This is a genomic window from Paenibacillus sp. JT22N12 (assembly GCF_056269365.1).
The window spans coordinates 248,570-273,900 of sequence record NZ_JBWDNU010000003.1; the positions used below are offsets into that span (position 1 = coordinate 248,570).

Annotated in this window: 17 protein-coding genes; 5 read left to right on the forward strand and 12 right to left on the reverse strand. The window is 51.3% G+C overall.

Going from position 1 to position 25,331, the window contains the following annotated elements:
• Window positions 1-260: 260 nt before the first annotated feature.
• Window positions 261-1,142, forward strand: a complete 882-nt coding sequence (locus AC0YOA_RS12435; RefSeq protein WP_475786824.1) for a helix-turn-helix domain-containing protein — start codon at window positions 261-263, stop codon at window positions 1,140-1,142.
• Window positions 1,143-1,146: 4 nt separating this feature from the next.
• Here AC0YOA_RS12435 and AC0YOA_RS12440 read toward each other — a convergent pair whose 3' ends face one another.
• The 3 genes from AC0YOA_RS12440 to AC0YOA_RS12450 form a co-directional block, all read right to left on the reverse strand.
• The gene (locus tag AC0YOA_RS12440) at window positions 1,147-2,049 is read right to left on the reverse strand and encodes a hypothetical protein (protein WP_475786825.1); all 903 of its coding nucleotides are present in this window, start codon (window positions 2,047-2,049) and stop codon (window positions 1,147-1,149) included.
• Window positions 2,050-2,696: 647 nt separating this feature from the next.
• The gene (locus AC0YOA_RS12445) at window positions 2,697-4,811 is read right to left on the reverse strand and encodes an alpha-galactosidase (protein WP_475786826.1); all 2,115 of its coding nucleotides are present in this window, start codon (window positions 4,809-4,811) and stop codon (window positions 2,697-2,699) included.
• A gap of 218 nt (window positions 4,812-5,029) precedes the next feature.
• Window positions 5,030-6,301 (reverse strand): ATP-binding protein, encoded by a 1,272-nt coding sequence (locus AC0YOA_RS12450; RefSeq protein ID WP_475786827.1) that lies wholly within the window; start codon window positions 6,299-6,301, stop codon window positions 5,030-5,032.
• 168 nt (window positions 6,302-6,469) lie between these two features.
• Between AC0YOA_RS12450 and AC0YOA_RS12455 the strand changes: the two genes are divergently transcribed.
• Window positions 6,470-7,342 (forward strand): aldo/keto reductase, encoded by an 873-nt coding sequence (locus AC0YOA_RS12455; protein ID WP_475786828.1) that lies wholly within the window; start codon window positions 6,470-6,472, stop codon window positions 7,340-7,342.
• 214 nt (window positions 7,343-7,556) lie between these two features.
• Here the strand turns inward: AC0YOA_RS12455 and AC0YOA_RS12460 are convergent, their stop codons facing one another.
• The 4 genes from AC0YOA_RS12460 to AC0YOA_RS12475 form a co-directional block, all read right to left on the reverse strand.
• Window positions 7,557-8,135, reverse strand: coding sequence for a CBO0543 family protein (locus AC0YOA_RS12460; protein ID WP_475787380.1), 579 nt, complete (start codon window positions 8,133-8,135; stop codon window positions 7,557-7,559).
• Between the two features lie 144 nt (window positions 8,136-8,279).
• On the reverse strand, window positions 8,280-10,409 hold the full coding sequence (gene secD, locus AC0YOA_RS12465; RefSeq protein WP_475786829.1) for a protein translocase subunit SecD: 2,130 nt from the start codon (window positions 10,407-10,409) through the stop codon (window positions 8,280-8,282).
• Window positions 10,410-10,435: 26 nt separating this feature from the next.
• Window positions 10,436-10,792, reverse strand: a complete 357-nt coding sequence (locus AC0YOA_RS12470) for a hypothetical protein (protein ID WP_475786830.1) — start codon at window positions 10,790-10,792, stop codon at window positions 10,436-10,438.
• A 94-nt stretch (window positions 10,793-10,886) separates the two neighbouring features.
• The gene (locus AC0YOA_RS12475; protein ID WP_475786831.1) at window positions 10,887-11,555 is read right to left on the reverse strand and encodes a TetR/AcrR family transcriptional regulator; all 669 of its coding nucleotides are present in this window, start codon (window positions 11,553-11,555) and stop codon (window positions 10,887-10,889) included.
• A gap of 216 nt (window positions 11,556-11,771) precedes the next feature.
• Between AC0YOA_RS12475 and AC0YOA_RS12480 the strand changes: the two genes are divergently transcribed.
• Both AC0YOA_RS12480 and AC0YOA_RS12485 read left to right on the forward strand, forming a co-directional pair.
• Entirely contained in the window at window positions 11,772-12,968 is a 1,197-nt protein-coding gene (locus tag AC0YOA_RS12480; protein WP_475786832.1) for an MFS transporter, read from the forward strand.
• Window positions 12,969-13,032: 64 nt separating this feature from the next.
• On the forward strand, window positions 13,033-14,466 hold the full coding sequence (locus tag AC0YOA_RS12485; RefSeq protein WP_475786833.1) for an aldehyde dehydrogenase family protein: 1,434 nt from the start codon (window positions 13,033-13,035) through the stop codon (window positions 14,464-14,466).
• Between the two features lie 82 nt (window positions 14,467-14,548).
• On the opposite strand, the gene AC0YOA_RS12490 is transcribed toward AC0YOA_RS12485, so the two are convergent.
• The 5 genes from AC0YOA_RS12490 to AC0YOA_RS12510 all read right to left on the reverse strand — a co-directional run bounded on the left by AC0YOA_RS12490 (window position 14,549) and on the right by AC0YOA_RS12510 (window position 24,156).
• On the reverse strand, window positions 14,549-15,517 hold the full coding sequence (locus tag AC0YOA_RS12490; protein ID WP_475786834.1) for a DUF1835 domain-containing protein: 969 nt from the start codon (window positions 15,515-15,517) through the stop codon (window positions 14,549-14,551).
• 396 nt (window positions 15,518-15,913) lie between these two features.
• Window positions 15,914-19,000, reverse strand: a complete 3,087-nt coding sequence (locus tag AC0YOA_RS12495; RefSeq protein ID WP_475786835.1) for a discoidin domain-containing protein — start codon at window positions 18,998-19,000, stop codon at window positions 15,914-15,916.
• Between the two features lie 48 nt (window positions 19,001-19,048).
• Window positions 19,049-20,689: an ABC transporter substrate-binding protein gene (locus AC0YOA_RS12500; protein WP_475786836.1), complete on the reverse strand. Its 1,641-nt coding sequence runs from the start codon at window positions 20,687-20,689 to the stop codon at window positions 19,049-19,051.
• A 160-nt stretch (window positions 20,690-20,849) separates the two neighbouring features.
• Window positions 20,850-22,625 carry a sensor histidine kinase gene (locus AC0YOA_RS12505; protein ID WP_475786837.1) on the reverse strand — a complete coding sequence of 592 codons (1,776 nt, stop codon included), beginning with the start codon at window positions 22,623-22,625 and terminating at the stop codon, window positions 20,850-20,852.
• Window positions 22,600-24,156: a response regulator transcription factor gene (locus tag AC0YOA_RS12510; RefSeq protein WP_475786838.1), complete on the reverse strand. Its 1,557-nt coding sequence runs from the start codon at window positions 24,154-24,156 to the stop codon at window positions 22,600-22,602. Before AC0YOA_RS12510 ends, AC0YOA_RS12505 begins: the two co-directional genes overlap by 26 nt.
• A gap of 273 nt (window positions 24,157-24,429) precedes the next feature.
• On the opposite strand from AC0YOA_RS12510, the gene AC0YOA_RS12515 reads away from it, so the two are divergent.
• Window positions 24,430-25,311 (forward strand): ABC transporter permease, encoded by an 882-nt coding sequence (locus AC0YOA_RS12515; RefSeq protein WP_475787381.1) that lies wholly within the window; start codon window positions 24,430-24,432, stop codon window positions 25,309-25,311.
• Window positions 25,312-25,331 lie beyond the last annotated feature (20 nt).

Below are 25,331 nucleotides of genomic sequence, written 5' to 3' on the forward strand. Positions count from 1 at the left end.
CCAAGCTCTCCCCTTCCCTTGTTCAACCATTAGCTGTATCAATATCTCATGCTGTTAAAGATCTATATTCCGCATGATTTCTGTTAATCCTGCCGCTAGGTTCTTCACTTAGGAATATCAGTAAAGTAGAGGCCAGCTAAATGTTAACCGCTCCGAGATGTAAAGAAACAGCCTGCGAAGGGCAGGCCCCTGTACATGATGGATTATATTCGGTAAAATTCAAACAAAGCTTATGTAGCGAAGGGAGGCTTTCTGCTAAGATGCTGAGGAAGGCGGATGGATTTGAGGCAGAGAAAATCATTGTCCTGCCCCCGTATATCCTGAAAGAGATGGTAGCCCATCCCTTGATCAGGCAGCTGTATATAACGGATATCGGCTACTTCCCGCGGGCGCGGCACCATTACCGGGACAGGCCCTCCGGCTGCAGCATGCATATTCTGATCTACTGCGCGGGCGGCGAAGGATGGATCCAAAGCGGGTCACACAAGGCGATGCGGGTCACCGAGCAGACGCTCACCGTCATCCCTGCCGATACGCCTCATTCCTATGGGGCAGATGAAAACAATCCATGGAGCATTTACTGGTTTCATCTGATGGGGGAGGATGCCGGGGCCTTCTTCTCCAGCTTCAGCATGGAAGCAGGGCCGCTGCGGCTTGGGCTAAGCCATTCCGTCAAGCTGCTGGATTTATTCGAGCAATGCTACGATATCCTGTCATCCAAGCCGTATTCCATGGACCATCAGGTCCATGTTTCCCAGACGGTCAGATATTATCTCAGCTTTGTCGGATTGATGAAGGCAGGGGCAGGCGAGGAAAAATCGGAGCGGTATATCGAGCAGGCCATTCAATATATGAAGGAGCAGCTGGAATCCAATTTGTCGCTCGAAGAATTGGTTGCCCATACCCGGATTTCCAAGCAGCATTTGAACCATTTATTCAAACAATCGACCGGCTTTGCGCCGATCGACTATTATTTGCGGATGAAGATTCAGCGTGCCGGACAGCTGCTCGACCTGACGGACAGAAGCATGAAGGATATAGGTCTGTCGCTTGGCTTCCAGGACCCCTACTACTTCTCCCGTCTGTTCAAAAAAATGATCGGCTTGTCGCCAACGGAATATAGGAACAAGCTTAAAGGCTAAGCGCTCAGTGCAGGTTATCGACGGCAAGCTCCCAGTTTATCGTGAATGATGCGCTCTCCCCTGGCTGGAGGGTGTATGCCGGGCTGTGAATCTCGAGCTCATAATATGGATAGTTGCTGGCATTATACACTTCGACGACCGTATTATGGGGGTAAACTTGCTCCGGCTCAACCGCATAGGTCTTGGTCAAAGTATATGTTTTGCCGTTCGCGGCCTGATGCCGTGCGGCTGCCCGCCCCCCATCCGTCATAAAGCCGAGCTTATACAGCCGGTCATTATCCATGACCATCCTCCAGCCATCCGTGCCATGAACGGCTGCCGCATTGTGTTCGTCCAACAAGGGCAGCGGCTGCCTCGAACCGAGCAGCGGCCCGTGCGGGATATCCACGATTCCGCTGCGATTCAGCATGGTCACCTGCCACAAGCCTTTGGTTACCGGAACCGTTCCGTGGTTGATCAGCTTCTGCTCGATGCCGATCGACGGCATGCCGTTCACGCATGTGACAGTGCGGATAATTTGCAGCTGCGTCTCACGGCATATGGGGCTCGTCAGAACGATCCGGACAGCCTGTTCATTCCGCTGCACTTCCCAACTGTACTCGCCGTGATCCAAATCCGCATACGGGACGCCAACCCAGTCGCTTTGGGGAGCAAGCCATGTTTTCTCTCCGCCATAAAGCAGCTGCGGGCTCCTCTCGCGCAGTTCACGCATTTCTTCCGCATTCTCAGCTTCATAGCTGGGGCGGTAACCCGCCAGACTCGCGTTCTGATAGAGCAGATTGACGCCATCCGAGCCAAATTCCATAATACGCCCGCCGATGCCGGGTACGATCGCCAAATCATAATGTTCCGTTTGAATGGAGATTGAAAGAAATCCCATGCTTTCCCTTTCCATCACAATAATCATGGAATATACCGCCTCTCTGCAGATATAGCTGCTGCAATCATATAAGTGCCGCTGCATGCGCCGCGTGTTTTCCAGATGCCCGTTCCATATGCATACGCTTACTCTAACATTTCGCTGTTCCGGCGCAGAAAACCTTCCGCAGTCCAGCGTTCTCCTGTGATCCGGCGCGGCATCTGCCTATTTCCCCCACAGCAGGGAAAAACCGTGCTGCAGCGACTGGTACCTACCGTTTATGCGCTCCAGCACGGAATAACCTTCTTCCAGATGACTTCCATCCCCCGCCAGCTGCCTATTTCCCCCACAGCAGGAAAAAACCGTGCTGCAGCGGCAGGTATCCACCGTTTATGCGCTCCAGCACGGAATAACCTTCTTCAAGTATATAATTTTGTCTGACTCTATACCTGGGCAGTCCCTCAGCTCACACCAAGGGGAGACTGGATAAAAGCGGCAGCGCCATTTCCAGCTCTAAGCGTCAATCTATATGGTCTGATCGGCTTGTCATGCAACACGCGAAGCACGCAGTGTGTGGCGCCTTGCGAAAGTGCCGAATGCAGCAGCCATTACCGCCGGTCTGCACGCAGCTCCCAGTGCGCGGCGTTTCGCTTGCATGACGGCGATCCGTCGACCACATGCCGGCTCCTGCAAGCTTACTCCCGCGCTTTCAGCGAGATCAGCACGCTGTCAAAATCGCCGTGCAGGGGAAGCGGAAGGCCCGCATTCATCAAGGTGCTCCCGTGCAATTGCAGGACTTCATCGCCGATACCCTCGATGTCGTAGATTTTATGCTCCGCAAGGCCATCCAGCTTCAGATCCGGAAGACGTCCGCCGAAATTCTGAGCATGCAGAAATGCAAAAACAATGCTTTCCGTCCGGTCGTCGCTCACGTACTGTACAGCCGCTTGCGGGGACTTGCGTAATGAGGCCAGACGGTACTGCCTGCCTTTTTGAACGAGATGCCTGATCTCCTTGTACCGCTGGATATGACCGCCGGCCTCCTCAATTTCCTTCTCCGACCATTCCTTCAGATTGCCGCCGATGCCAAGCGAGCCTGTCATGGCGCTGTGGAACCGGAAGGAGAGCGGAAGCTTGCGGCCGTTCATGCCATTAGGCGAATCCGTTACCCAGCACATCATGACCTGAGGGCTGTAGACGTAGGAGAAACCCTCCTGAATACTCAGCCTGTCGAACGCATCGGTGTTATCGCTCGGCCATGCCTGATCGGCAAATCGCAGCATGCCAAAATCAATCCGGGCCCCGCCTCCGGCGCAGGTCTCAAATTCGACGTGAGGGAATTTCTCCCGAAGCTCCGCCCAGATCTCATACAGGCTTCGCACATGTCTGATCCAGATTTCCTTCTGCTGCCCTGCCGGGAAGCCGTGAAGTCCCGGCTCCGTAATGGTCCGGTTCATATCCCATTTGATGAAGGAGATCGGATGAGAGCTGAGCAGCTCCGTCATGAAACCGATAATGAACTGCTTCACCTCGGGCTTGGCTATATTCAGAAGCAGCTGATTGCGAAGCTGCGAGCCGGTCCGTGTCGGAAAATGGTATACCCACTCCGGATGCTGCCGGTACAGCTCGCTGTCCGGATTGACGGACTCGGGCTCCACCCAGATGCCGAAATCCATTCCCAGCTCCTTGACCTTCTCAATCAAGGCGCCCAATCCTTCAGGAAACTTCTGCGGATTAACATACCAGTCGCCCAGACCCGCCCGGTCGCTGTCGCGCTTGCCGAACCAGCCGTCATCGACGACAAAGCGCTCGACGCCCATCTTCGCCGCTTTCTGCGCAAGCTCAATTTGCTCCTCCACATTCACATCGAAGGTCGTCGCTTCCCATGAGTTGTACAGCACCTTGCGTGTCGTGGCTCCAGGCAGAATATATTCCCGCTGATACCGGTGAAAGCTGCGGCTCATCTCCCCGAAGCCCGATGGCGTATACCCGCCAACGAACACCGGCGCTGTGAACGCCTCTCCAGGCTGGAGCAGCCATTCACTGTCAAAATCATTAATGCCGCCCGTCACCCTCACATGATTGAAGCTGCTCTTCTCCGCGACTATTTTCCAGTTGCCGCTCCAGCCGAGCGCGCCGAACCAGACATTGCCTGCCGTCTCCGTGGCGGTGCCGTCGTCGATAGCGAACCATGGATTGGCATGCGGGCCCGTGAAGCCCCTTCTGGATTCAATCGTTTTCTTGCCTTCGGAGAGAACGGTGTCTCTGAGCTGATACTCGCCCGACCATCTTCCGGTAACATGGGTCATCCGGTATTGCGGCAAATAAGGGACCGCCCACGCCGCCGATTGCATATTTTCGATGACAATCGCCGTTTCGCCGGCATTAACCGCTTCTGCATAGCGTTCGATCATATCCCATTCCGCTATTACCTTGTAATGGAGGTGGACCAGCAGATCGTAATGAGCGTCCTTCAGGGTCAGGATCAGCTCCTCGACCCCATTATCGGTTACAATGCGATAGCCCTCGTATACCATTTTCAGATCTCTGACATGATCGGAGAAACGTACCTTTAGCGTCGGCTCGACATAACCGACGCCGCCCCAGAAGCTGTATTCCTCGTACTCCCGTTCCACCTGAGCGTCAAACGAGCTGTGGGATCTGGAACGGAGACGGTAAGCGCATTCCTGCGCTGCAATCGTCTTTCCCCAATACAAATGCTGGAGGATTCCCTGCTCGTTGACCCCGAATACATAGGAGGTCTGCCGGGTTTGAATTTCAAATAAACCTTCATGAACGGATATCGGCAACGCTTTCACCTCAATTTTGGATTATGATAGACATAGATTTGTCGTTTGGCTTGCTGACATTGTCCTACAAGTACACCATAGAATAGAGCGGCCTCCGGGGCAATTCACAATGTTCGGTTCAGGATGGATTATTCTCGGCTGCTGAAGTCCCGGTATAAATAAAAGCAGAGCCGCCCGGGATCTGCCTGGGCGGTTCTGCTTGTTGGACTCCTGCAGCATTAACCGATATTGGACTTCAACAGCTCGGCCAGCTCCTGCCGCTCCGGGCCTTCCAATTTAATAATGTCATTCAGAACATGATAGAACCGCTCTCGGTCTGCGGTCTCCATAATCAAATTCAACATATGGACGATCACCTTTTTTTGCTCCGGATTCAAGCGGGCGAAGATTCGGGGTTCTACCCTGTAAAGCTCTTGAATGACATGCTTCAGCTCCTCTTGGCGCGCGCTGTCCTCCGGCGTATCCTTGAAGGCGGGAAATGCATCCGACGCGATCAGTTCGGATATGATCAGATCGGAATGGCTTTTGAGGAACGGCTTGCGCTTTCCGCTGATCAAATGGTTGATTTCCTCCAGCAGATATTGGAAGGCCTCGCTTTTCCGGCTTAAACCAAACGCCATCTCCTGCTGCCCGTATTGTTCTTCGCTCATAAAGTCGAAGTCGTCAAACAGCTTGCTTTGGATGTAGACGCTGTGATAGAAGGAGTCCCCTTTATTGTTGAAGCTGGTGGGCTGCTTGTACTTCTCCCTCTTCCTGGAGTCCAGAAAATAGAGTCTGGAATATTCGTTGTTGATTCTCTCTGTCCAGCGGATATATTTGACGGCGAATTTGGTTTTGGTCGCGGGATGCACAAGCTCGATATTCTCCTTCGCGCCGATAATGCCGGAATAATCCAGGTATTCGCCCGTTTCCATGATGATACCGAACTTCTTGCCCGCATGAAGCTCAAGAAACCAGCCGAACTCCTTGCTCAGAAATTGTTTCAACTCCGTCAAGTCGATTTCCTTGTGGATATGGTCGAATGTGACCAAGGTTCCTGTTTTCGCCTTGCCCTCTGCATTGCCGGTCAGCGTATAGGAATCCAGACTTTCAGATGCTATATGAATGGAGTAGGTCTGATTGACTGGACCTGCTTTATAAGTCGTATTCCATGTCGCCTGGGAGCAGAAGCTGTGGAAGGTCAATCGGCCGATTCCATTCTTGCCATGCATCGCAGAGCTCATCCGCACCCTGTTGTTCGGATCGATCTGCTTCTCGGATTCATAGAAAGGCGTGAATTTCCGTTCCAAAACGGTTCTGTCGATGCCCTCTCCGTTATCCGATATGATCAATCTCTCCATACCGCCCAAAGCGTTCCATACGGCTTTAATTTCGACAATCGTCGCCCTCGCGTCAAATCCGTTCCAGACATATTCCGCGATCGCTTGTAAATAGTCAAATTTTTGCAGTGTTTTTTTGATCCCTCTGGATGTGATTCGAATTTTTACCACAGCTGTTCAACCCCCTTCTACTAGACAGTGTAACATAAACAGGCAAGAAATCTTGCTAAAATCAGGAGTCTCTTCCCCGATCTTTCGCGAAAAAAATTTGCAAAAAATGACTATATAAGCTATACCAAGTATAGGTACTATTATTTTTAAATTTGAGGAGGATGGTTCATGTCAGATCTGAATGTTTCAGCTGCTGCGTCCGGCACCTATGCCATTGGAGGCGATCTGCCGGTCAACCGTTTGGGGTATGGAGCGATGCAGATAACCGGCCCAGGAGTATGGGGAGATCCGAAGGATCCCGCCGAAGCCGTACGCGTTCTTCAGCGCGCTGTGGAGCTCGGAGTGAATTTCATTGACACAGCCGACTCCTACGGTCCGTTCGTTTCCGAAATGCTCATCAAGAAAGCCCTTCATCCTTATGCGGACGGCGTAATCATTGCTACCAAGGCAGGCCTCACGCGGTCAGGCCCCGGCGATTGGCGTCCGGTAGGGCGTCCCGAATATTTGCGGCAGCAGGTTGAGCTGAGTCTGCGCCATCTGGGTCTTGAGCGGATCGACCTGTTTCAATTGCACCGCATAGACGCCAAGGTTCCATTGGCTGAACAAATCGGCGAGCTGGCCCTGCTGCAGCAGGAAGGCAAGATCCGCCACATCGGTCTGAGCGAAGTGAGCGTCGAGCAGATCAAGGCAGCCAGCGAGTTCGCCAAAATCGCTTCCGTGCAAAATCTGTACAACCTGGCCAAACGGGATTCCGAGGCTGTACTGGACTACGCAGAGGCAAACGACATTGCATTCATCCCTTGGTTTCCGCTGGCAACAGGCGCATTAGCCAGAGAAGGCGGACCGCTCGATGCTATCGCCAAGCAGCATAATGCCCTTCCTTCCCAGTTGGCTCTGGCCTGGCTGCTAAAGCGCTCGCCCGTCATGCTGCCTATTCCGGGCACTTCGACAGTCGCGCATGTGGAGGAGAACATTGCGGCCGCTGCTATCACGCTGAGCAATGAAGAGTTTAATACGTTATCGAACATTGTGAAGCCGTAACATTTTTCCCAGGGTATTTCATCTGCTCCAAAATGACCGGTATTCGCGGCTATCGCCCGCAAATACCGGTTTTATTTGTCTTCACTGTGACTGCTTGCGAAAATTATAATGCGAGGTGAAGCATAAACAGGCTTCATTTTAACGATTAAGAGTATTCATTGTTATACGCATGAATAATTGGGGGGATTAAGACAGGGAAGCAAGCTTGCTTTCCTTATTTAAACGAGGAAATGGGGATTCCATAAATCAATATAAACAGGATCGTTCCGACAAGGAATAGAACGTAAGCCAACAGCGGCCTGATATGATGTATAACCAGCATCGGAAATAACGCGAAATCAAACAATATGGACTTCCAGAGGTTCCATCCGTGATGATACCGGATATTCTCCAGTCCATATTGAATGGCTTCCATTACCGTATATATAAATACCCAGAGAATAATGTACATCCCTTTGGTTATCACTTTTTTGTTGAATGGAAAATTGGTCAGGTAAACCAGCACCATTGGCGGATAGGCAAAAATAGTCAACAACAAATCATTAATTAAATGGCTGCCCAATTCAGAGCTGAGGTCCCACAACAAATAGCTATAGGTTAAAAGATGAACCAAGAAGCTTGATGCAACCATGAACAAAATGGTGGGTTGGTACTTTTTCCAATCCCTCCAATTGCTTTTGTAAAAAGCCACGACCAAAAACACAAGAACGTACACGATTCGCATCATATATATCACCCAGTAATCAACATTCCCATACTGGTTTTTTTTTAGTCCGCATGAAGAAAAAGTCATCTGCAAGCGGTATGTAAAATTTGCTGCTAATGTCCAAACAGCTGTCACCAAAATTAAAAGAAAAAGCCCCTCGGTTTGAGATGCAGCTTGATTCCAAACTCCAAAAAAGCCCCCCGCGGCGGGGTGCGCCGCGGGGGATCAGTGCTAACCCGCTGTAAGAAATCTGCGTTTATACAAGATCAGCCAGACCTGCGCGGCGATAAAGATGGACGAGTAAGCGCCGCTCACCAATCCGAATAGAAGCGCAAGCGAGAACAGGTGAATGCTTTCCCCGCCGAGCCATAACAAACCGACAGCGGCGATGAACACGGTCAGGACCGTATACAGGGAACGCCTCATCGTCTGCCACAGGCTCCTGTTCACCAGCTCCTCCAGCTCGCGGGCCGATGTGAGCTTCGTCTGCTTCATATTCGTTCGAATCCGGTCGAAAATCACGATCGTATCGTTAAGCGAATAGCCGACAATCGTCATAACCGCCGCTATGAAGGTCAGGTCGATCTCAAGCCGGAGGGCGGAAAACAACGCGACAGGAATCAAAATATCATGGGCGAGCGCGATAATGCACGCAATGCCGAATAAGTAGTGAAAGCGAAGTCCCGTGTACAATACGATACCGGCTGAGGCTATCAGTATGGCGTAGCAGGCCTTCTTCACCATCTCGGCGGCAATGACAGGATCGACTGTAGATTCCTGCTTGCTCACTTGAGCGCCGTACCTTTCCTGCAGCTTGTCCTCTACCGCGTTCAACTGACCGGCGGGAATCGGCTTGCTGAAGGTGGTTGTCGCGGCAAGGCCGTCCGTTCCGTATTTTACGACCGGCTTCATCGTGGCGGACGGGATTTCCTCGTGAATAACCGCTGCAATATCGCTTGTCTGGAAGGGGCTGCCTATATAGAGATCCAGCCTTGTCCCCGATTGAAAATCGACTCCTGGATTAAGCCCTCTGCCCAATATGGCAATAAGGCCTATAATAAGCACCATAGTCGAGAAGCCCAGATACCAGTTTCTTCGCTTCACGAGATCAGGCAGCGGCTTAACCGCTTTGTCTGCCGTCCGTTTCAGACTGACCCCAAACCACTCGGTGCGCTTAATCGCATTGTCCTTCAGGAGCAGCCACAGCAGGAGACGGGAACCGAATACATTCGTAACGAGACTCACCAGGATCGTCATCATGAGAACGATGGCAAACCCTTTGACCGCATTCGTGCCGATCATCATCAGAACCAACGCGGCGATAAAGGTGGTGGCGTGGGAATCCAGAATGGTGGCGAACGACGATTTCGCCCCGCTGCGGCTGGCCGAGCGGATACTTTTGCCCTCTCTTAACTCTTCCTTGATCCTCTCGTACGTAATGATATTGGCATCGACAGCCATGCCGACAGCCAGTATGAACCCCGCGATACCGGACAGCGTCATCGCCGCATTCATCCAATCAAGGAGCACGAGGCAGATAAAGGCAAACAGCAGCAGCGTAAGGTTCGCAATGATTCCGGCCAAGCGGTAGACGATCAGCATGAAGATGACGATGATCGCGGAAACCGCATATCCCGCAAATAACGTTCGATGCAGCGCTTCCTCCCCAAGACTTGCCGAAACGGAATTGACCTGCTTCTCGATAAGCTTCGCCGGCAGGGAACCAGCGTTCAGCAGATCCTTCAGCTCCGTCGCAGAATCCAGGTCCTCACTTGAAATGGAAGAGCTGCCGCCGCTGATTACCGCTTGAACAACCGCCGTGGAGACGACTTTGTCATCCAATAGAATCGACAGCGGCTTGCCCAGATTGTCCTTCGTTACGGTCCTCAGCTTGGCAGGGTCGTTGAATTTCACATTGACCACGGGACGGTTCAGCTGATCATGCCCGATGCTTGCGCCATTCGGGGCCAAGTCGCCGCCATCCAGCACGATCCGGCCCTGGCCGTCCTTGAACGTCAGATATGCCGGCTGGCCGATCAGCTCGCGCAGCTTCGTTTGGTCTGCGACCCCGGCTATTCTGGCCCGGATGCGGTCCGTACCTTCGATTGTGATTTCCGGCTCGGCAACCTTACTGATATTGATCCGCTTCTCTACCATGCGCTCGGTTGCCAGCAGCAATTCCTTCGTTACCTTCTGATGGGCGTCAAGAGGCTCGACCTGATACAGGATTTCGAAGCCGCCTTTCAGATCGAGACCCAGCTTGATATTTCCCGCCGCCTTGGGGGCTGCCCAGCCCATAAACGTCAACAAAAACAATACCGCCATGCCAAACGGTACAAACGATCTTCTATTTTTGCGCAAATCAAATACTCCCTTTCATTCTATAGTTATAGAAGAACAGGGATGGATGCTAAATAGTTGGATTTAAATTTAATGGGGTTAAGGATGTAGAGAAGCCGAAGAATGGGGACTGCCGAACGTATGTGGGATTTGAGACCGATGCGGAGGGCAAAGACAGCGAATAATACCATCATCATGATCATGAAGGGGATGGTCGGAAGCAGGGGGAGAACATTCTTGACTGCCGGCGCTTCAATGGCGCCGTTGGCATAAGTATCCATAGCCCACTCGAACTGAGGGGAATTGTCCAGATGGGCGGTTGCTTCATGCCGGGGCGGACTTAGAAAGACGGCAGCGATGAAGGCGGCGAGTAAAATAAACAGCATTAATCTTTTTCTGATCATAGGCTCACCTCCTTCATTTGGGTTAAGGGGGATTATATCATGGGGATATCCGGTTGTCTATTTTGGATTTCCCCCTCATCCTTCTGGTAAAGCGTCAGAAAAAAGCACGGTTGAACTTCTGAACGATATAATCAATAATCGGGCTGATCTGTGAATCATCCGCCATGGACAATTTGTCTGCCTGAAATAATTGAACTTTCTTGAACATGTAGTAGTCATGAAGAACCTGCTGCAGCGACACCTGGTTGATCAGCAGGTATTTGAAATCGATTATTTCCCGAAGCAGCACATTATCCTGAAGCAAAATAAATTTCGGATTCATCCGGTTAAATATCCCCTGCGTCATGCCATCCTCATAAAACTCCAGAATCTTCTGTTCGCGCTGATGCATGACATCCTTAAGACGATCGTACAGATCGGGGTAGATGGCCTGCAGCTCCTTCAGAAACACATCCGTAATATTACCGGCCAGCATGACGGATTGCTCGAACTGCTGCTGAAACCGGGTGCCGAACGACGGCTCCGCAACCTCGGAAGCCGGAATCAACAGTTTGTTTATATAATCCTCATAAGTGCCTACGACCCCCTCGATGACTTCCTCTTTGGAAGAAAAATATTTGTACATGGTGGCCCGGCTTACATCCATGCTTTTCGCAATATCATCCATCTTTAACTGTTGAAAGCCCTCTTTGACAATGACCGCATTCAGCTTCTTCAGCATTTTGGTCCTCGTTTTACTTTGATGATTTTCCGTTTCATCCATATTTGTTTTATCCTCCTCTGATTCCTATCCTTATATTATACACAATCCCCTCCTGTAGTATATACAACAATTACATAATAGACAATTTAGATTCTTTTTGTTTACTTTATTATAAAATGATGTTATCCTCATTACGAAGTTCAACGCTGAGGGGTGATTATTCATGGCGGGATAATGAGAGCCCGGTTACTGGCTGCATCATGAGAAAACAAAATCATGGAAAGAAGGATAAAAGTGAAACTAAGCACCCGAATGGCTTTGCTCAGCTTGTCCATAACGGCAGCGTTCGCGCCCATGCTCGCGGCACCGGCGATCAAACTGCTCAAGGTTGATTTTCCGGATACCAGCGCGCTGCTCATCCAGTGGGTCGTCACGTTGTCTTCCTTATTTATCTTGCCGACCTTATTCATGGCCGGTTATTTATCCAGAAGGTTTTCCAGGAAAAACATCCTTATAGTTGGCCTGATCCTGTATCTCATTGGCGGTGTGGGACCGGCCTTCCTGAATTCCATCACCGGCATTCTGGTCTTCCGGGCGCTTCTTGGTCTGAGCATCGGATTGATCTCTCCGACGTTCAATGCCTTGATTGCCGAGAATTTTCAGGGCAAGGAACGTTCCAGAATGAACGGATTGGTTACGGCGGTGAACGGAATCGGTGGCGCGATCTTTCTTACGATCGGCGGCTTCATCGCAGCGTATGGATGGAGAAGCGTTTTTTTTAGCTATTCCTATGCCGTTCTGCTCCTTATTCTGGTGCTGCTGTTCATTCCCAAATTCCCTCCGGTTCAGAAGCCCGCACAGAGCAGCGGCCGGCCTGCGGTGAAGCTTCCGCGTCTGTTCTACGCCATTGCGCTGGGCAGCGGACTTCACATTATGCTGTACTTCACCATTCCGACCAGCTTGTCGCTGTACCTGGCTGAGAACGGGATCGGAACTGCATCGACGGTCGGATATTTATCCGCGCTTTCCCTAATCGGAACCTTTGCCGCGGGACTTGCCATCACTTCTCTGACCCAGCTGTTAGGGCGAATCCTTGTCCCGTTCGCTTTTGTCGTATTTGGGCTTGGCTTCCTGGTGGAAAGCCTGGCGCATTCCGTGTTGGCGGCGGGGATGGCGGTATTATTGATCGGCTTTGCGGAAGGATTGTTCTTCCCGATGATGTTCAACAAGACAGCCGAGATTGTGCCCAAAGAGCGGATGACGAGCGCTTTTTCCATACTGCTGGCCTGCAATTATTTTCTCCAGTTTATGTGTCCGCTGTTCATGAAAGGCGTTCAATCGCTGTTCCATCTTTCTTCGACCAGAGAAACGTTCATGCTGTTGGCAGCCGCAATGGGCGTATCCATGATCGTTTCCCTGCTGCTCGTAAGAGCAAGACGGGTCCGGCAGCCGGCAGCTTCATTAGAAAATTAATTATTATGGATACGGCAGGCACTCCATCCAAACAATAAGAATCAAGCATAAGGAGCATGATCAAATGAAAACACTCAATCAATTCTATATAAATGGACAATTCGTGAGCCCTCAGGGCACGGATGTACTGGACCTCATCAATCCCTCAACCAAAGAAATGATCGGCCGCGTAACCCTGGGCAATGTGAAGGATACACAGGACGCGATTGCAGCTGCGAAGCAGGCCTTTAAGAGCTTTTCAAGAACAAGCGTGGAAGAACGCGGTCAGATGCTGCAGAGATTGCATGATGCGGTAATGGCCAATTCGGAGGCACTTATTCAAGGCAATATCGAAGAATATGGCGCCCCGCTGAATGCGGCCATCGGACGAGTCAATCTCGCGGCGGCGGATTTTCTTCGTACGAAGGAGGCGCTGGAGGAGTTTGAATTTGTTCAATATTTGGGCAAGGCGAAGGTCGTTCTTGAGCCGGTTGGCGTCATCGGCATCATTACGCCATGGAATGCGAGCTACTCCCAGATTGCCGCCAAGCTGGCCTCCGCGATCGCTGCCGGCTGCACAGTGGTCATTAAGCCGAGCGAGCTTAGCGCGATTCAGACACAGCTGTTAATGGAAGCTTTGGACCAAGCGGATATTCCGGCCGGTGTCATTAATATCATTAACGGAACAGGCGATGTGGTGGGAGCAGAATTAACCCGCCATCCGGATATTGCGATGATCTCTTTCACAGGGTCCACCAATGTCGGGAAAATCATTCGGCATGGCGTCGTCGATTCGATGAAAAGATTGACGCTGGAGCTGGGCGGCAAATCGCCGAATATCATCCTGGACGACGCTGATTTCAACAAAGCCGTTCCGCTTGCCGTCAAGATCGCTTACGGCAACAGCGGACAATCCTGTATTGCCGGCTCCCGGTTGATTGTGCCAAAGCATCGTGTTGAGGAAGTGAAACTGCTCGCCAAGGCGGCTGTTGAAGCGGTCAAGGTAGGCGACCCCCGGCAGAAGGATACGGTAATCGGTCCTATGGTAACCGGGAAGCAGTACAACAATGTGCAGCGGTATATCAAGCTTGGCATGGAAGAAGGAGCGGAACTTGTCATCGGCGGCGAAGGGCATCCGGAGGGGCTTGAGCAGGGTTACTTTGTAAAACCGACTGTTTTTGCTAATGTCACCATGGACATGACCATTGCCAGAGAGGAAATATTCGGACCGGTGCTTTCTATTTTAACGTATACAACCGAAGAAGAAGCGATAGAAATGGCCAATGATACCAGTTATGGACTGGCGGCTTATATCAGCTCCTCCAGCCTGGATAAAGCCAATCAAATCGCTTCCCGGATTTCATCAGGCATCGTCATGATCAATGGAGCCGGCCCCGAGATGAAGGCTCCGTTCGGCGGCTCCAAGCAATCCGGGATCGGCAGGGAATATGGCGTGTACGGACTGGAAGAGTGCCTGGAGCCCAAATCCATCACAGGTTACGATCTCGTAAAAAGGTGAAAGACAAGCAGCCGGAACCTGTTTCTGAGGTTCCGGCTGCTTGTTTATTTGAATCCGGTTCTGCTTCTCTAATATCCCGCAGTCACAAGAGTGAATTCCTCTGCAGATGCAGACCGCCATACCACTCGTCTCCCGGCGAAGACCAATGCTGTTCACCAGCCCGTACAAGCCGCCCCAATTCCGTCAGCAGCAGCACACATTCACCAAAATCCGGATTCTCCTGCCGGTATTTTGGAAATACCGCCTTCCCTTCTACATGCAGCAGGGGGCCAGGCTCCTCCGCCATAACCGCAAGGCGATGCCAGTATTCCAGATCGCCCATCCCGAGAGAATTCAATCTATCGCCGACCTCGCGAAACAGCTCATATGGGGAATGGATTCCCTTTTCGATATATTCCAACGTGGTTTGCTCCACAATTCCAAGCCCGTTGCCGGCAGATGGCAGCCTGGACAAATGTGCCTCGAACGCTGCCCGGGAGAAAGGCAGTGCAGACGTATCCTCCTCCAGAAACCGGGTATGTTCAGCAAGCTCCGGCGAAGCGTAAGCTTCCCATAACCGGCTGCCCAGCTCCAGCTCCCTTGGTCCGACCGGCTGCCATGTGCCCGATAAGGCTGCTAATTGGGAAGGCGACAGCTGCCCGAGTCCCCGGAACACCTCAATACCCGGATATGAGCCGACGCACAGTAAACTGATTTTCGTTGCTGCCTGCGCCTGCCGGGTGAACCAATGCAGCAAGCAGCCAAGCATCGTCTGGTCGAACAGATCGTGCTCGAACCACAGGATCACCTCATCATATCTGTGGAATTCCTGCAAAGCCGCCTCCTGCTCCTCGCTGCTCCGGATATATTCCTCCCGAGGGATTCCCAGCGTCCGTTCCAAATATCCGGCACGCTCCGTCCGGTTCCGGCGTTCGCTCATATCGCGGAACACGGGTCCAAACGTATACAACTCCCGCCATACGAGGATATCTCCCTGCACGACACCCTGTTTCAGTTTATCCGCTGTGGCATCTCCATTCACAATATGCAGCATGCGCCTTGACGGAATCATCTTCTTGTTCACCTTCCCCCGTATTCTAATTTATGATTTAACTCAAGCATCGTCCAAAATGTTGTCCCAGGGGACGAACCCCGTGCAGGGCAATTAACCGGGTGTCGCCAATGCGGACCAGATTTCTTATTCTCTAACGGTTCTACCAATTCCTCTATTGCGAGCTGAACCTGCCTCACATAATAATATGCACAATAACAACTTCTTCTGATCCTGGCCTGGAAGCACCTCAAAATTCTTTTTCATTAACTTTAAACTCTTCATGCGGTTGAATGAAGTCTATTCTTTATGAGGCTTGCCCGGTCAAAGAAAAGTTAACAAAGACAGGCGGCCGATGTCCAACATCCGCCGCCTGTCTTTTGTCTTACAAATCTGCACAACGTTTAAGCACGCTGCTTAATCGCCTTTACCGTTCGAGTAGAGCGTAAAGATCAAATCCCGCTTCCCGTCATTTTCGGCTGCCCAGGTAAGGCCGCCATCCAGTGAGAGCTTCTCATATCCATCCGGATACGTATCATCGTCGCTGTACGCAAAGCCGTAGTTGTTGTCTGTGGATGGTGTGTTCACGGATTTTGGCGATTTCAAGATAAGCCCGTATTTCCTTGTGGTATCCAAATTATCCAGCTTGGGATAGATCGAATACGGACTTACGCTCCCAGGGATGTTATACGCCGGAAGCGACGCGGAGAACAGGGTCGTCTCCGGGTTATCGTTGTCATCCAGGGTGACAATATCGAAGTAATACGCGTCCGCCGGAACGGCATTCACGTAGCTCTCATAAATGTATACATCGAGCTTCGGCAGATCGCTCTTATTCAGCTCGAACACCTGCATCCGCTGAATACCGGCACGGACGTCCGAATAACTCTGATATCCCGCATTGCTGTTGTCCTGATCAATGACAGAGCCGCTGCCTCCTTTGATGTAATAGGCTTCAATTTCATTAATCGACGGGATAATGTAACTGGTCGTCATGTACAATCTAAGTTTGCTTGTGGATACGGTCTTGAAAGTAATCACCTTATTATCACCGACCGTATAGCCTTTCGTCAGATCAACGTACTTCTCGCCGTCCCAGTACTGCAATGCGTAATTAGCAATCTGGAAATTGGTATCCCGGTATTCCTTGATCACAACCTGGTTCAGGGAAGTTGCCCTGCCAAAATCGACCTCTGACCATTCATCGTTCTTATGCCCGTCGGCGGCGCTCCATCTCGTCGACACTTGTCCGTCGGTCATATTAGCCGCTTCATATCCCGCATCACTCCAGGTAGAGGACACGTTGACCTGTTTGCCCAAAGCAAGATTCACAGGCGCGCCATCTTCGTCCCTGCCAGATCCGCCTTTCTCCATTCTAATAATCGCCGTACCTCCAGGCGGAAGCGTGTAAGAGAGCTTCCCGGACGCCTTGCCCAGCGTTCTTCCGGAATAGACCTCGTTTAACGTATATTTCTCATTCCCTCGCAGGCCCAGATCGGCAAAATCAACCTGGATTTGCGCCTCTTCCTTACTGTTCCAATTGGATAGACCGACAAGGATGCCACCCCGGTCATCCTTCACATAAACAGCCGATGGCGAATGCTCTCCTTTATGATACACATTGGTCATCTTAACCGGCTTGGCCGCTTGACCTTTGCCCACAATCCTCAAAAGCTCCTTATTCTCCAGAATACCCAATCGCTCTTCCGACAGAAAGGGAATATTATCGCCAATCAGCCAATGCCCGCCGCCAAGCGCAACAGTCGTCGCCAGCAGCTTCCCGTCATTCTGGCCATACTTATTCCAGAAGCCTTGGGCAAAGTTCTCCGGAATGATCATATCGGGATCGTTATACTCATAAAGCGTTCCGTTGGTCCACCAGGAAGCGGCCGTGTTGAACGCCTGGCGTTCAATTCCTGAATAACCATCGACGCCGATCGTCGTATCGCAAGCAGACCTTCTTCCATGTGCGAACGCCGCAGGAAGCAATGGAGCAATGGACTCATTGATGTAGATGGGCCGTTTGGCCGCGAGGACGGTATCACGAATTATCCCCATACCGATCCGGTAAGCCTGAACGCCATTTACCGTTTTGTCATAATGTTGACCTTCATACATACCCATATCGATAAAATCCAGCTTGAGGTAGTCGAAGCCCCAATCGATATATTTCTGAATGGCATTACGTATTGCCGTTTGAGCGGCAGGATGCGAAACATCCATCGCATATGTGCCCAGATAGGTTCTGATCAGCTGCCCGTTCTCATCCCTGAGGCAAATATCCCGGTGAGTATACGAGGTCCCTTCAACGGGCAAATCCAGCCAGGCGTCATAAATGGTGAACGGCGTCTGATAGCCGCCTACCTTGAGCCCTTTGCTGTGCACATAATCGGCAAACTGCTGCATCCCTTCATCGAAAGGAACCTCGGAGGAAGGCTGGAACCCCCCGTCCAGATTAAAATATTCATAACCGAGCGGCTTCAGATGCTCCGCCATATAATCCACCATACCTTCCAATGCTTCCGCAGATGCATAATTATAGTGGGAATAATAGGTGTTATATCCCATCGGCACATCGCCGTTCCATTTCATGCGAGGCTCTCCGATATCATATACGGTTCCGTATTCTTCCAAGCCGGCTTGATAATCACCGTAAAAGCCCAGAAAGAATCGGTCCGAGGAAACAATTTCTCCGCTTTGAGAGCCGCCCCAATTATAGAGGCTGTAAGAGGTGAGCGGTCCGTTTGCTGCCGCTGCCTGCCCGAGGCGCTGACTGCTTTTCCAATTCTTGACGGTCGCTGCGCCACCGATAAATCCCTGTTTGGCATTATTGTCGAAAACAGCGGATACCCAGTGACTGACCCCGTTGAAGGGTTCCCACTTCAGCTGCTCACCCTCGAAGCGGTCTGCGCCGTTCTGGCTGCCGCCGAAATCATTAACCGGCGCTACTCCAAAATCAAAGTTATTCGTATATGGAGTGGTAAATATGCGCTTATCCATCCCCGCTCCAATATCCAGGTAGGAGGAAGACACAGGCTCTAGAATATCAATGCTCTGGGCAGCCGGACCCGTTACATTCATATCGGTCAGAAAATAGGAGCTATCCGGATAGAGATAAACCGTCAGCGCGATTGCGGAACCGGAATCCAGCGCGTTGCGGAGCGTTAATTTCATGCCATTCCGGCCGTAGCCGTCGTTTGGAATCTTCCCCCACTCGGCTGTGCGTTTGCCCGGATCGCTGGAGCGGATTCTGGTCTCTTTGCCTGTGAGCTGATAATTGGAGTTGAAATCCCGTATGATTGTCCTGTCTCCCCAAGCCACATTCCCAAGGCCAGTCGACAAGTCATAGGTGAGCGTGTATTGCCCGTTTGTTGCTTTTACAATTTCATTCTTCTGCTCGATTGCCATTTTGGACTTGGCCAAATTGACTTCAGGCATCATCGTAATTCCTGTCACAAATAGCAGGACGACCACAATTGCTTTGACCAGACCCATTCTATGCATGAGTACCCTCCAGGATTTTATTGAAATCATTACATCTCTAATTTCAGATTATTTCCACAGCTCTTTACGCTTGTTGTAATTATCCGTGTATATCTTCTCAATGGCCGACAGCCCCGCCGTCTCCAGCTCTTTCATCATTTTGTCGTACAGGGACGCTGCCTCCGCTTCGGAAGGAGCCATCACCATTCTCGGGAAATACTTCGAGACGGTTTCGTTCACCTTCTGCTGCTTGATCACCTCCGGCGTGCCGCCGCTCGGACCCAGATTGTCGTACAGGGCGGTGTCGAACGAAGTGTCAGCCAGGTTCTTGATTGCCAGCTTTGCTACAGCATCCGTCTCGTAACGGCCAATCAGGTCATACGGCGTTCCATCCTCGCCCGGACCATTCTTGATTGCCCATGTCCACTTCCGGATTCCGGTATCCGTCGAATATCCGGCCCAATCCTTCTTGAAGCCTTCCAGAACCTCGGGTCTTGGCACATGCTTGCCGTCCTTCATATCCCAATGCGTGCCCTCCACTCCCCACATCAACAGGTACTGGCCTTCTTCGCTTGCCAAATAATCCAGGAACTTGATGGCGCTGACGGGATCTTTATTGCTTTTGGAAATAGCAATGCCATCCCAGCCAAGCGAGTTTTTGGGTCCGTAGGTTGTTTTGGCGGGATCTACGCCCGGAGCAACCACTTTATACGGATAGAACTGGCTCTCTTCCGCTTTGGACGGATCTGCTGCTTCCTCCTTCAATATCGTGTTGGGCTTGCCCAGATTCCAGAATGCGTCGGCTGTCGCAAACACGGCGCCCGAGGACAATTTCTGTTCGTACTGCTGCGTCTTGTTTGTCGCCCATTCGGTATCGATCAAGCCCTCCCTGTACAAGGAATTCATAAATTTAATCATGTCCAGGTATTTCGGGTCCTTCACATCGCTTTTGAGCTGGCCATCGGTTTCATAAAACGGCATAATCCCGAACATTCCCTTAAAGGTTCCGGTGATAGCTCCCATATTCTCCCCATTCAAGGTCATAACCGTTGATGGCTTGCCATTCACATTCGGGTATTTTTCCTTGAATTTCCTGAGCAGGTCCACGAACTCTTCCGTGGTGAAGGGCTCCCCGTTGTCGGCCTTGGCTCCGGCTCCAAGCTCCTTCATCACATCCATTCTCATCAGAAAACCGAATACCGGATACTGCTCAAGTCCGTACCAGTTAGCCAGATAATAGTTTTTACCATCGGTATGCCGGGTCTTGTTGAGCATGTCGCCGTACATTTTCTTAATGTTGGGTCCATACTTTTCAATAAGATCGTCCAGCGGAACAAGGGCGCCGGCCACAATATATTTGTCGAGCACATCGCCGCGCGCAATCGACATGAGGTCCGGCAGATCATTGCTCGCCAGCATCAGGTTCAGCTTCTCCGCAGGATTGCCGGTCGGCTGCTGAATTTCCAGGGAAACGCCGGTTTTCTTCGTAATTTCCTGGGCGACCGGATTATCGAACGCATCTCCGACATTCCGGTCGAAGAACGTGAAGGTAACGGCCGGTTGATCTTTGCCTGCCCCGGCCTCCTCTTCATTCGTGCCCTGCGCATCCGTTGCTTCTGTAAGCGGCGTGCTGTTGCTGCCGCATCCTACCAGTAGCGAGAATAATACAAGAATCATGACAGTCAACCGGTAATACTCTTTCTTCTTCATTGCTGATCAGTTCCCCCTTAAGATATGATAGCGATTTCAATTTTCCCATGGGCAGTATCCCTGGCCCATCATGAATTGCGCTATAACTTAGCTTAATTGTAGACAGCGGATCCTCCGCTTTCTATATAACAAAGTGATGAAACGTAACGGAAAACGCCTTTCATGTAAACGTGACTGTCTTCGGCAGGCGAATGCTCACCGCGGTGCCAATCCCGAGCCTGCTGTAGATGTCCACGCCATAGCGCTCCCCGTAGGCAAGCTTGATTCTTTTATCCACATTATATATACCGTAGCCCGCGGGCTGATCGGTTTTCTGCGCGAGCCTCTCCAGTACGTGCGCAGGCATGCCCATACCATCGTCGATAACAGAGAATACCAGATCATCTCCGTCGGGCATCAGTCTGATAATGATTGTAATGCCGGACTCATCATCCCAAATCGCATGATTGATGCAGTTCTCGATAAAAGGCTGCAAAATTAATTTGACCGTGGTAAAACGCAGGAGTGATTCATCCAGCAAATAATGGACCGTGAACAAGCCCTCGAACCGGGTCTTCTGAATAGACAGATAATGCCGGGTAAGCATAATTTCCTGTTCGATCGTAATCCGCTTCTTTCCTTTGTTGAGCGAGATCCGGTAGAACTTGGCCAGATCATCCGCCATGAGATGCCCCTGCATATTATTGTTGGTAACCGCGAGCGCCGATATGGAAGCTAGTGTGTTATAGAGAAAATGGGGGGTAATCTGCGCCTGGAGGCTGTCCATCTCCGCTTCCTTCTGCGCAATTTCCTTCTTGTAGACGTCATTGATCAAATCCTGTATGGTCATGGCCATTTTGTTCAAGGCAAAAGACAGTTGTCCGACCTCGTCATGGCCCATGGACCGGAAGGACAGATCGAAATTCCCCCGCTCCACCTTGCGGATTTGGTGAAGCAGCGCTTCAAAGCGCTTGGTCATGAGCTGGCTGGTCCCATAGATCAGGAGAGCAGCGGCAATAATGCAGCCCAGCGAGATGTACAGCATTTTCCGGGAGGCATTCCGGGCCTGCCCCAGCAGCTCGTCATAGGGCAGCAGGACAACCGTCCTCCACCCGTTCATCAGCGGTTTTTGAATAACCATGGCCTTTTTGCCGCCGCTAATTTCACTATTCAGGGTGCTGCTTGCTGTACGGGACAGCGCTTGGGGGATCACTTCCGCGATGTTCAGGATCTTCGATGGCTTGGTATTCGTGGTAATCAAATTGCCTTGTTCATCGGCCACAAAGATCGTTTTGTTCTTGTTCTCCTTCTCGATAAGCGAGAAGAATTCCCGCTCTGTAATCTCCATCGTGAGGATGCCGTAAGGGAAATTCAGGCTCAAGTAATTCAGGGAGCGCGCCAGAGTGACGACTCTTTCCTTGGCTGATTTCTGATCGGGGTAGAAGTTGGTAATCCGCCCCTCCGCCTGCATCGTCTGCATCGTCAGCGTCCCCGGAAGCTCATCCATATGCTTGATGAAATAACCGTCGGAATGAAGGGTTTCATTGTCCGTGTAGATGGTGATTGATTTGAGACTCGGATTCATGGCCATGACCTTGTACAGCAGCTTGTTGATATAATCGTAGGCGTCCAGATAGGATAAATCGTTCTTTTTATACCGGTAAAGCAAATAATTGCGCAGATCGGTGTCCATATAAATTAAGGTGGATATCTGGTAGTACAGATCAAGCTTGTTTTCGATATTATTGTTGATCTGGTCAATGGTGCTTCCTACGTTCTCAACCGCCTGATGAACCAGCTGCTCCTTGATCGTGAGATAGGAATAGATCACAAAAAAGGAAATCGGCACGATCGTAACAAGAAGAAAGACGAGAAACAGCTTGCTTCTGAAGCGTTTGTTAACCAGGCTCAGGTACAGGGTGGATGCAAGCCTATAGAAACTTTTTACGATATTCATTCGGTGTGACCCCTTGCGTTTTATAGAAAAACGAACAAAAATACGATGTATTGTCATAGCCGACTTTGCGGGCGACATCATGAATCCTCAGCGTTTTGTCCCCCAGCAGCTCCACCGCCTTCTGAAGCCGGATCCGGGTCAAATATTCATGGATCGTGCATCCCTTCTTTTCCTTGAACAGCACTCTCAAATAGTTGGGGGACAGATACACCTTGCCCGCCAAATATTCGATCGTCAGCGATTCGAAATATTCCGTTTCGATCACATGCACCACTTCCTGCACCAGCAGCGCATGCCGGTCCTGCTGCCTGTCAGCAAGGTACCCGGCGATTCTGCCGGTCAGCCCCTGGATAAACTCCTTAATCCCATTAATGGTGTCCATATTCCTGACCCGTTGGTTCCAGCTGTTCAAATCGCCAACCTCCAGGCCGGCTGCTGCCCCATATTTGGCGAGCTCCCCGGCAATCTTGTCGAGCAGAGCCGCAGCGGCGCGGAGAACCCCGTTTTTGCTCAGACGCACTCTGGCTATCCTGTCAAAATATTGACCGATGTCCTCCCGCAGCGGCTCTCCGTCAGCGAGATTCATCTTTTGCAGACTCGGCTCATCTTCGATATCCATATCCGCATCAAGCCCACTCTGAACCTGACCGGCACGGATAATGCCGCCATACCCCCGATAGAACCGTTCTCCCGCCGCTTTCTCCGCTTCCTTGAACATGCGGTAACCCTGATTCAGCGGGGCTGCCGTTTCACAAATGCCGATGGTCACCGTCCAATCCAGTGCCCCGCGAATGGCGGACGACATGTCCTGCCAGAATGGTTCATCATTCACACCTTCCCTATATTTGATGATCAGCAGCCATTCATGCTCCTGCTTCCTGACTGCCATTCCTCCCATCTGGCGGCTGTCCAACAGCGATTGAATAGTCTGGTCCGCCATACTGACCGCTTTCTGCAGCGGCGCAGGAGCTTCCGGGTAAAGGGGGTAGCCGTCCAGGCTGATAAGAGCGGTTACATAAATCCGGTCCCGATATTCCGCATCCATGCCGGACAGCGCACGCCAGGCCTGCTCCCGGATTTCGCTGTCCCCGGCGGTCAACACCTCCGACAGCTGCTGTGCGGCAAGCAGCCGCCGGGAGCGGCGGAGCAGCTTTATTTTCTCCACCTCCTGTCTGCTCCTGTCCATGACGGCAAACAGCTCCTTCCGGTCAATCGGCTTCAGAAGATACCCGACCGCGCCGGACTCAATCGCAGACTTCACATAGGTAAATTCATCATGCCCGCTTAGAAAAACAAGCTGAATCCAACCCAGCTTCTCCTGGATCAAGGTAGCCAGACGGAGCCCGTCCATAACCGGCATCCTGACATCCGTCAGCACAATATCCGGCTGCAGACGCTGAATCTGCTCCCAGGCTTTCCTGCCATTCCTTGCTGTGCCAACAACTTGAATGCCCATGCTTGCCCAGTCGATGTGATTCTCCATCAGGTCCAGCTCAATCGTTTCGTCATCCACAAGAAATATGGTCAACAATTCGCATCCCTCCTCGTGAATCAATTAAAAGCTCTCCTATTATACTATTGCCCCTTTACGCCATGAAGCCATAACCTGCCATTTCCCATCATGTAAGACGTTTTCCCGCATAGATCTGCACATTGTTATATTGAGGCGGCAACAAGCAGCCCGTATAATTTTCACATTACGACAGAACGGGGTGCGCACATGGAAACAGCCGTCAAGGTTGGCTCAAAAGAATACGTCTCAAAAAAAACCGTGAAACGCCGGCTAATCGAGCAAAGATACCTCATGATCATGCTGCTTCCGGCCCTGATCTGGGCCGTCCTCTTCGCTTATCTGCCGATGGCGGGGCTTTATATGGCATTCGTCAATTATCAGCCATCGCTGGGAAACTTCTGGAGCTCGCTGTTTCACAGTGAATTCGTTGGCATGTACTGGTTCGATTATTTCTTCAATAACGGCGATTTCTATATCATCATGCGCAATACGCTGGCCTCCACGCTGCTAACGCTGCTGGTGTCCTTTCCGGCACCGATCATTATTGCCATCGCCCTGAATGAAATCAAGAACGGCATGTTCAAGAAAACGATGCAGACTGTATCCTACCTCCCGCATTTTATCTCGTGGGTTATCGCCGCCAATATCGTCGTGACTGTGCTGTCCTCGGACGGGATCGTCAACAAGCTGCTCCAGCTGCTGCATTTGACCGACAAGAGCATCCTGTTCCTGCAGGAGGGCAAATACTTCTGGTGGATCGTGGCCTTCGGGAATACGTGGAAGGAGATGGGCTACAGCTCCATCATCTATCTCGCCGCTATCTCCTCCATTAATCTGGAGCTCTATGAAGCCGCCAAGGTCGACGGGGCCGGACGGTTCAAACAGATTATTTATGTGACCCTGCCGCATTTGAAGCCGACGATTGTCATTTTGCTCATCCTCTCGCTGGGCGGCGTGCTCAATGCGGGGTTCGATCAGCATTATCTACTGGGGAACGGACTCAATCAGGAGTACTCCGATGTGCTTTCGACCTATTCCTTCAGGTATGGTCTTCAGAATTCCATGTTCTCCTATGCCTCGGCGGTCGGCCTGTTCAGCTCTGTCGTTGCTTTCATCCTTGTGGTCATCGTTAATTTCTCTTCCAAGAAGCTCAATAACCAGTCGCTATTTTAACAGAAAGCAGGTACAGCCGT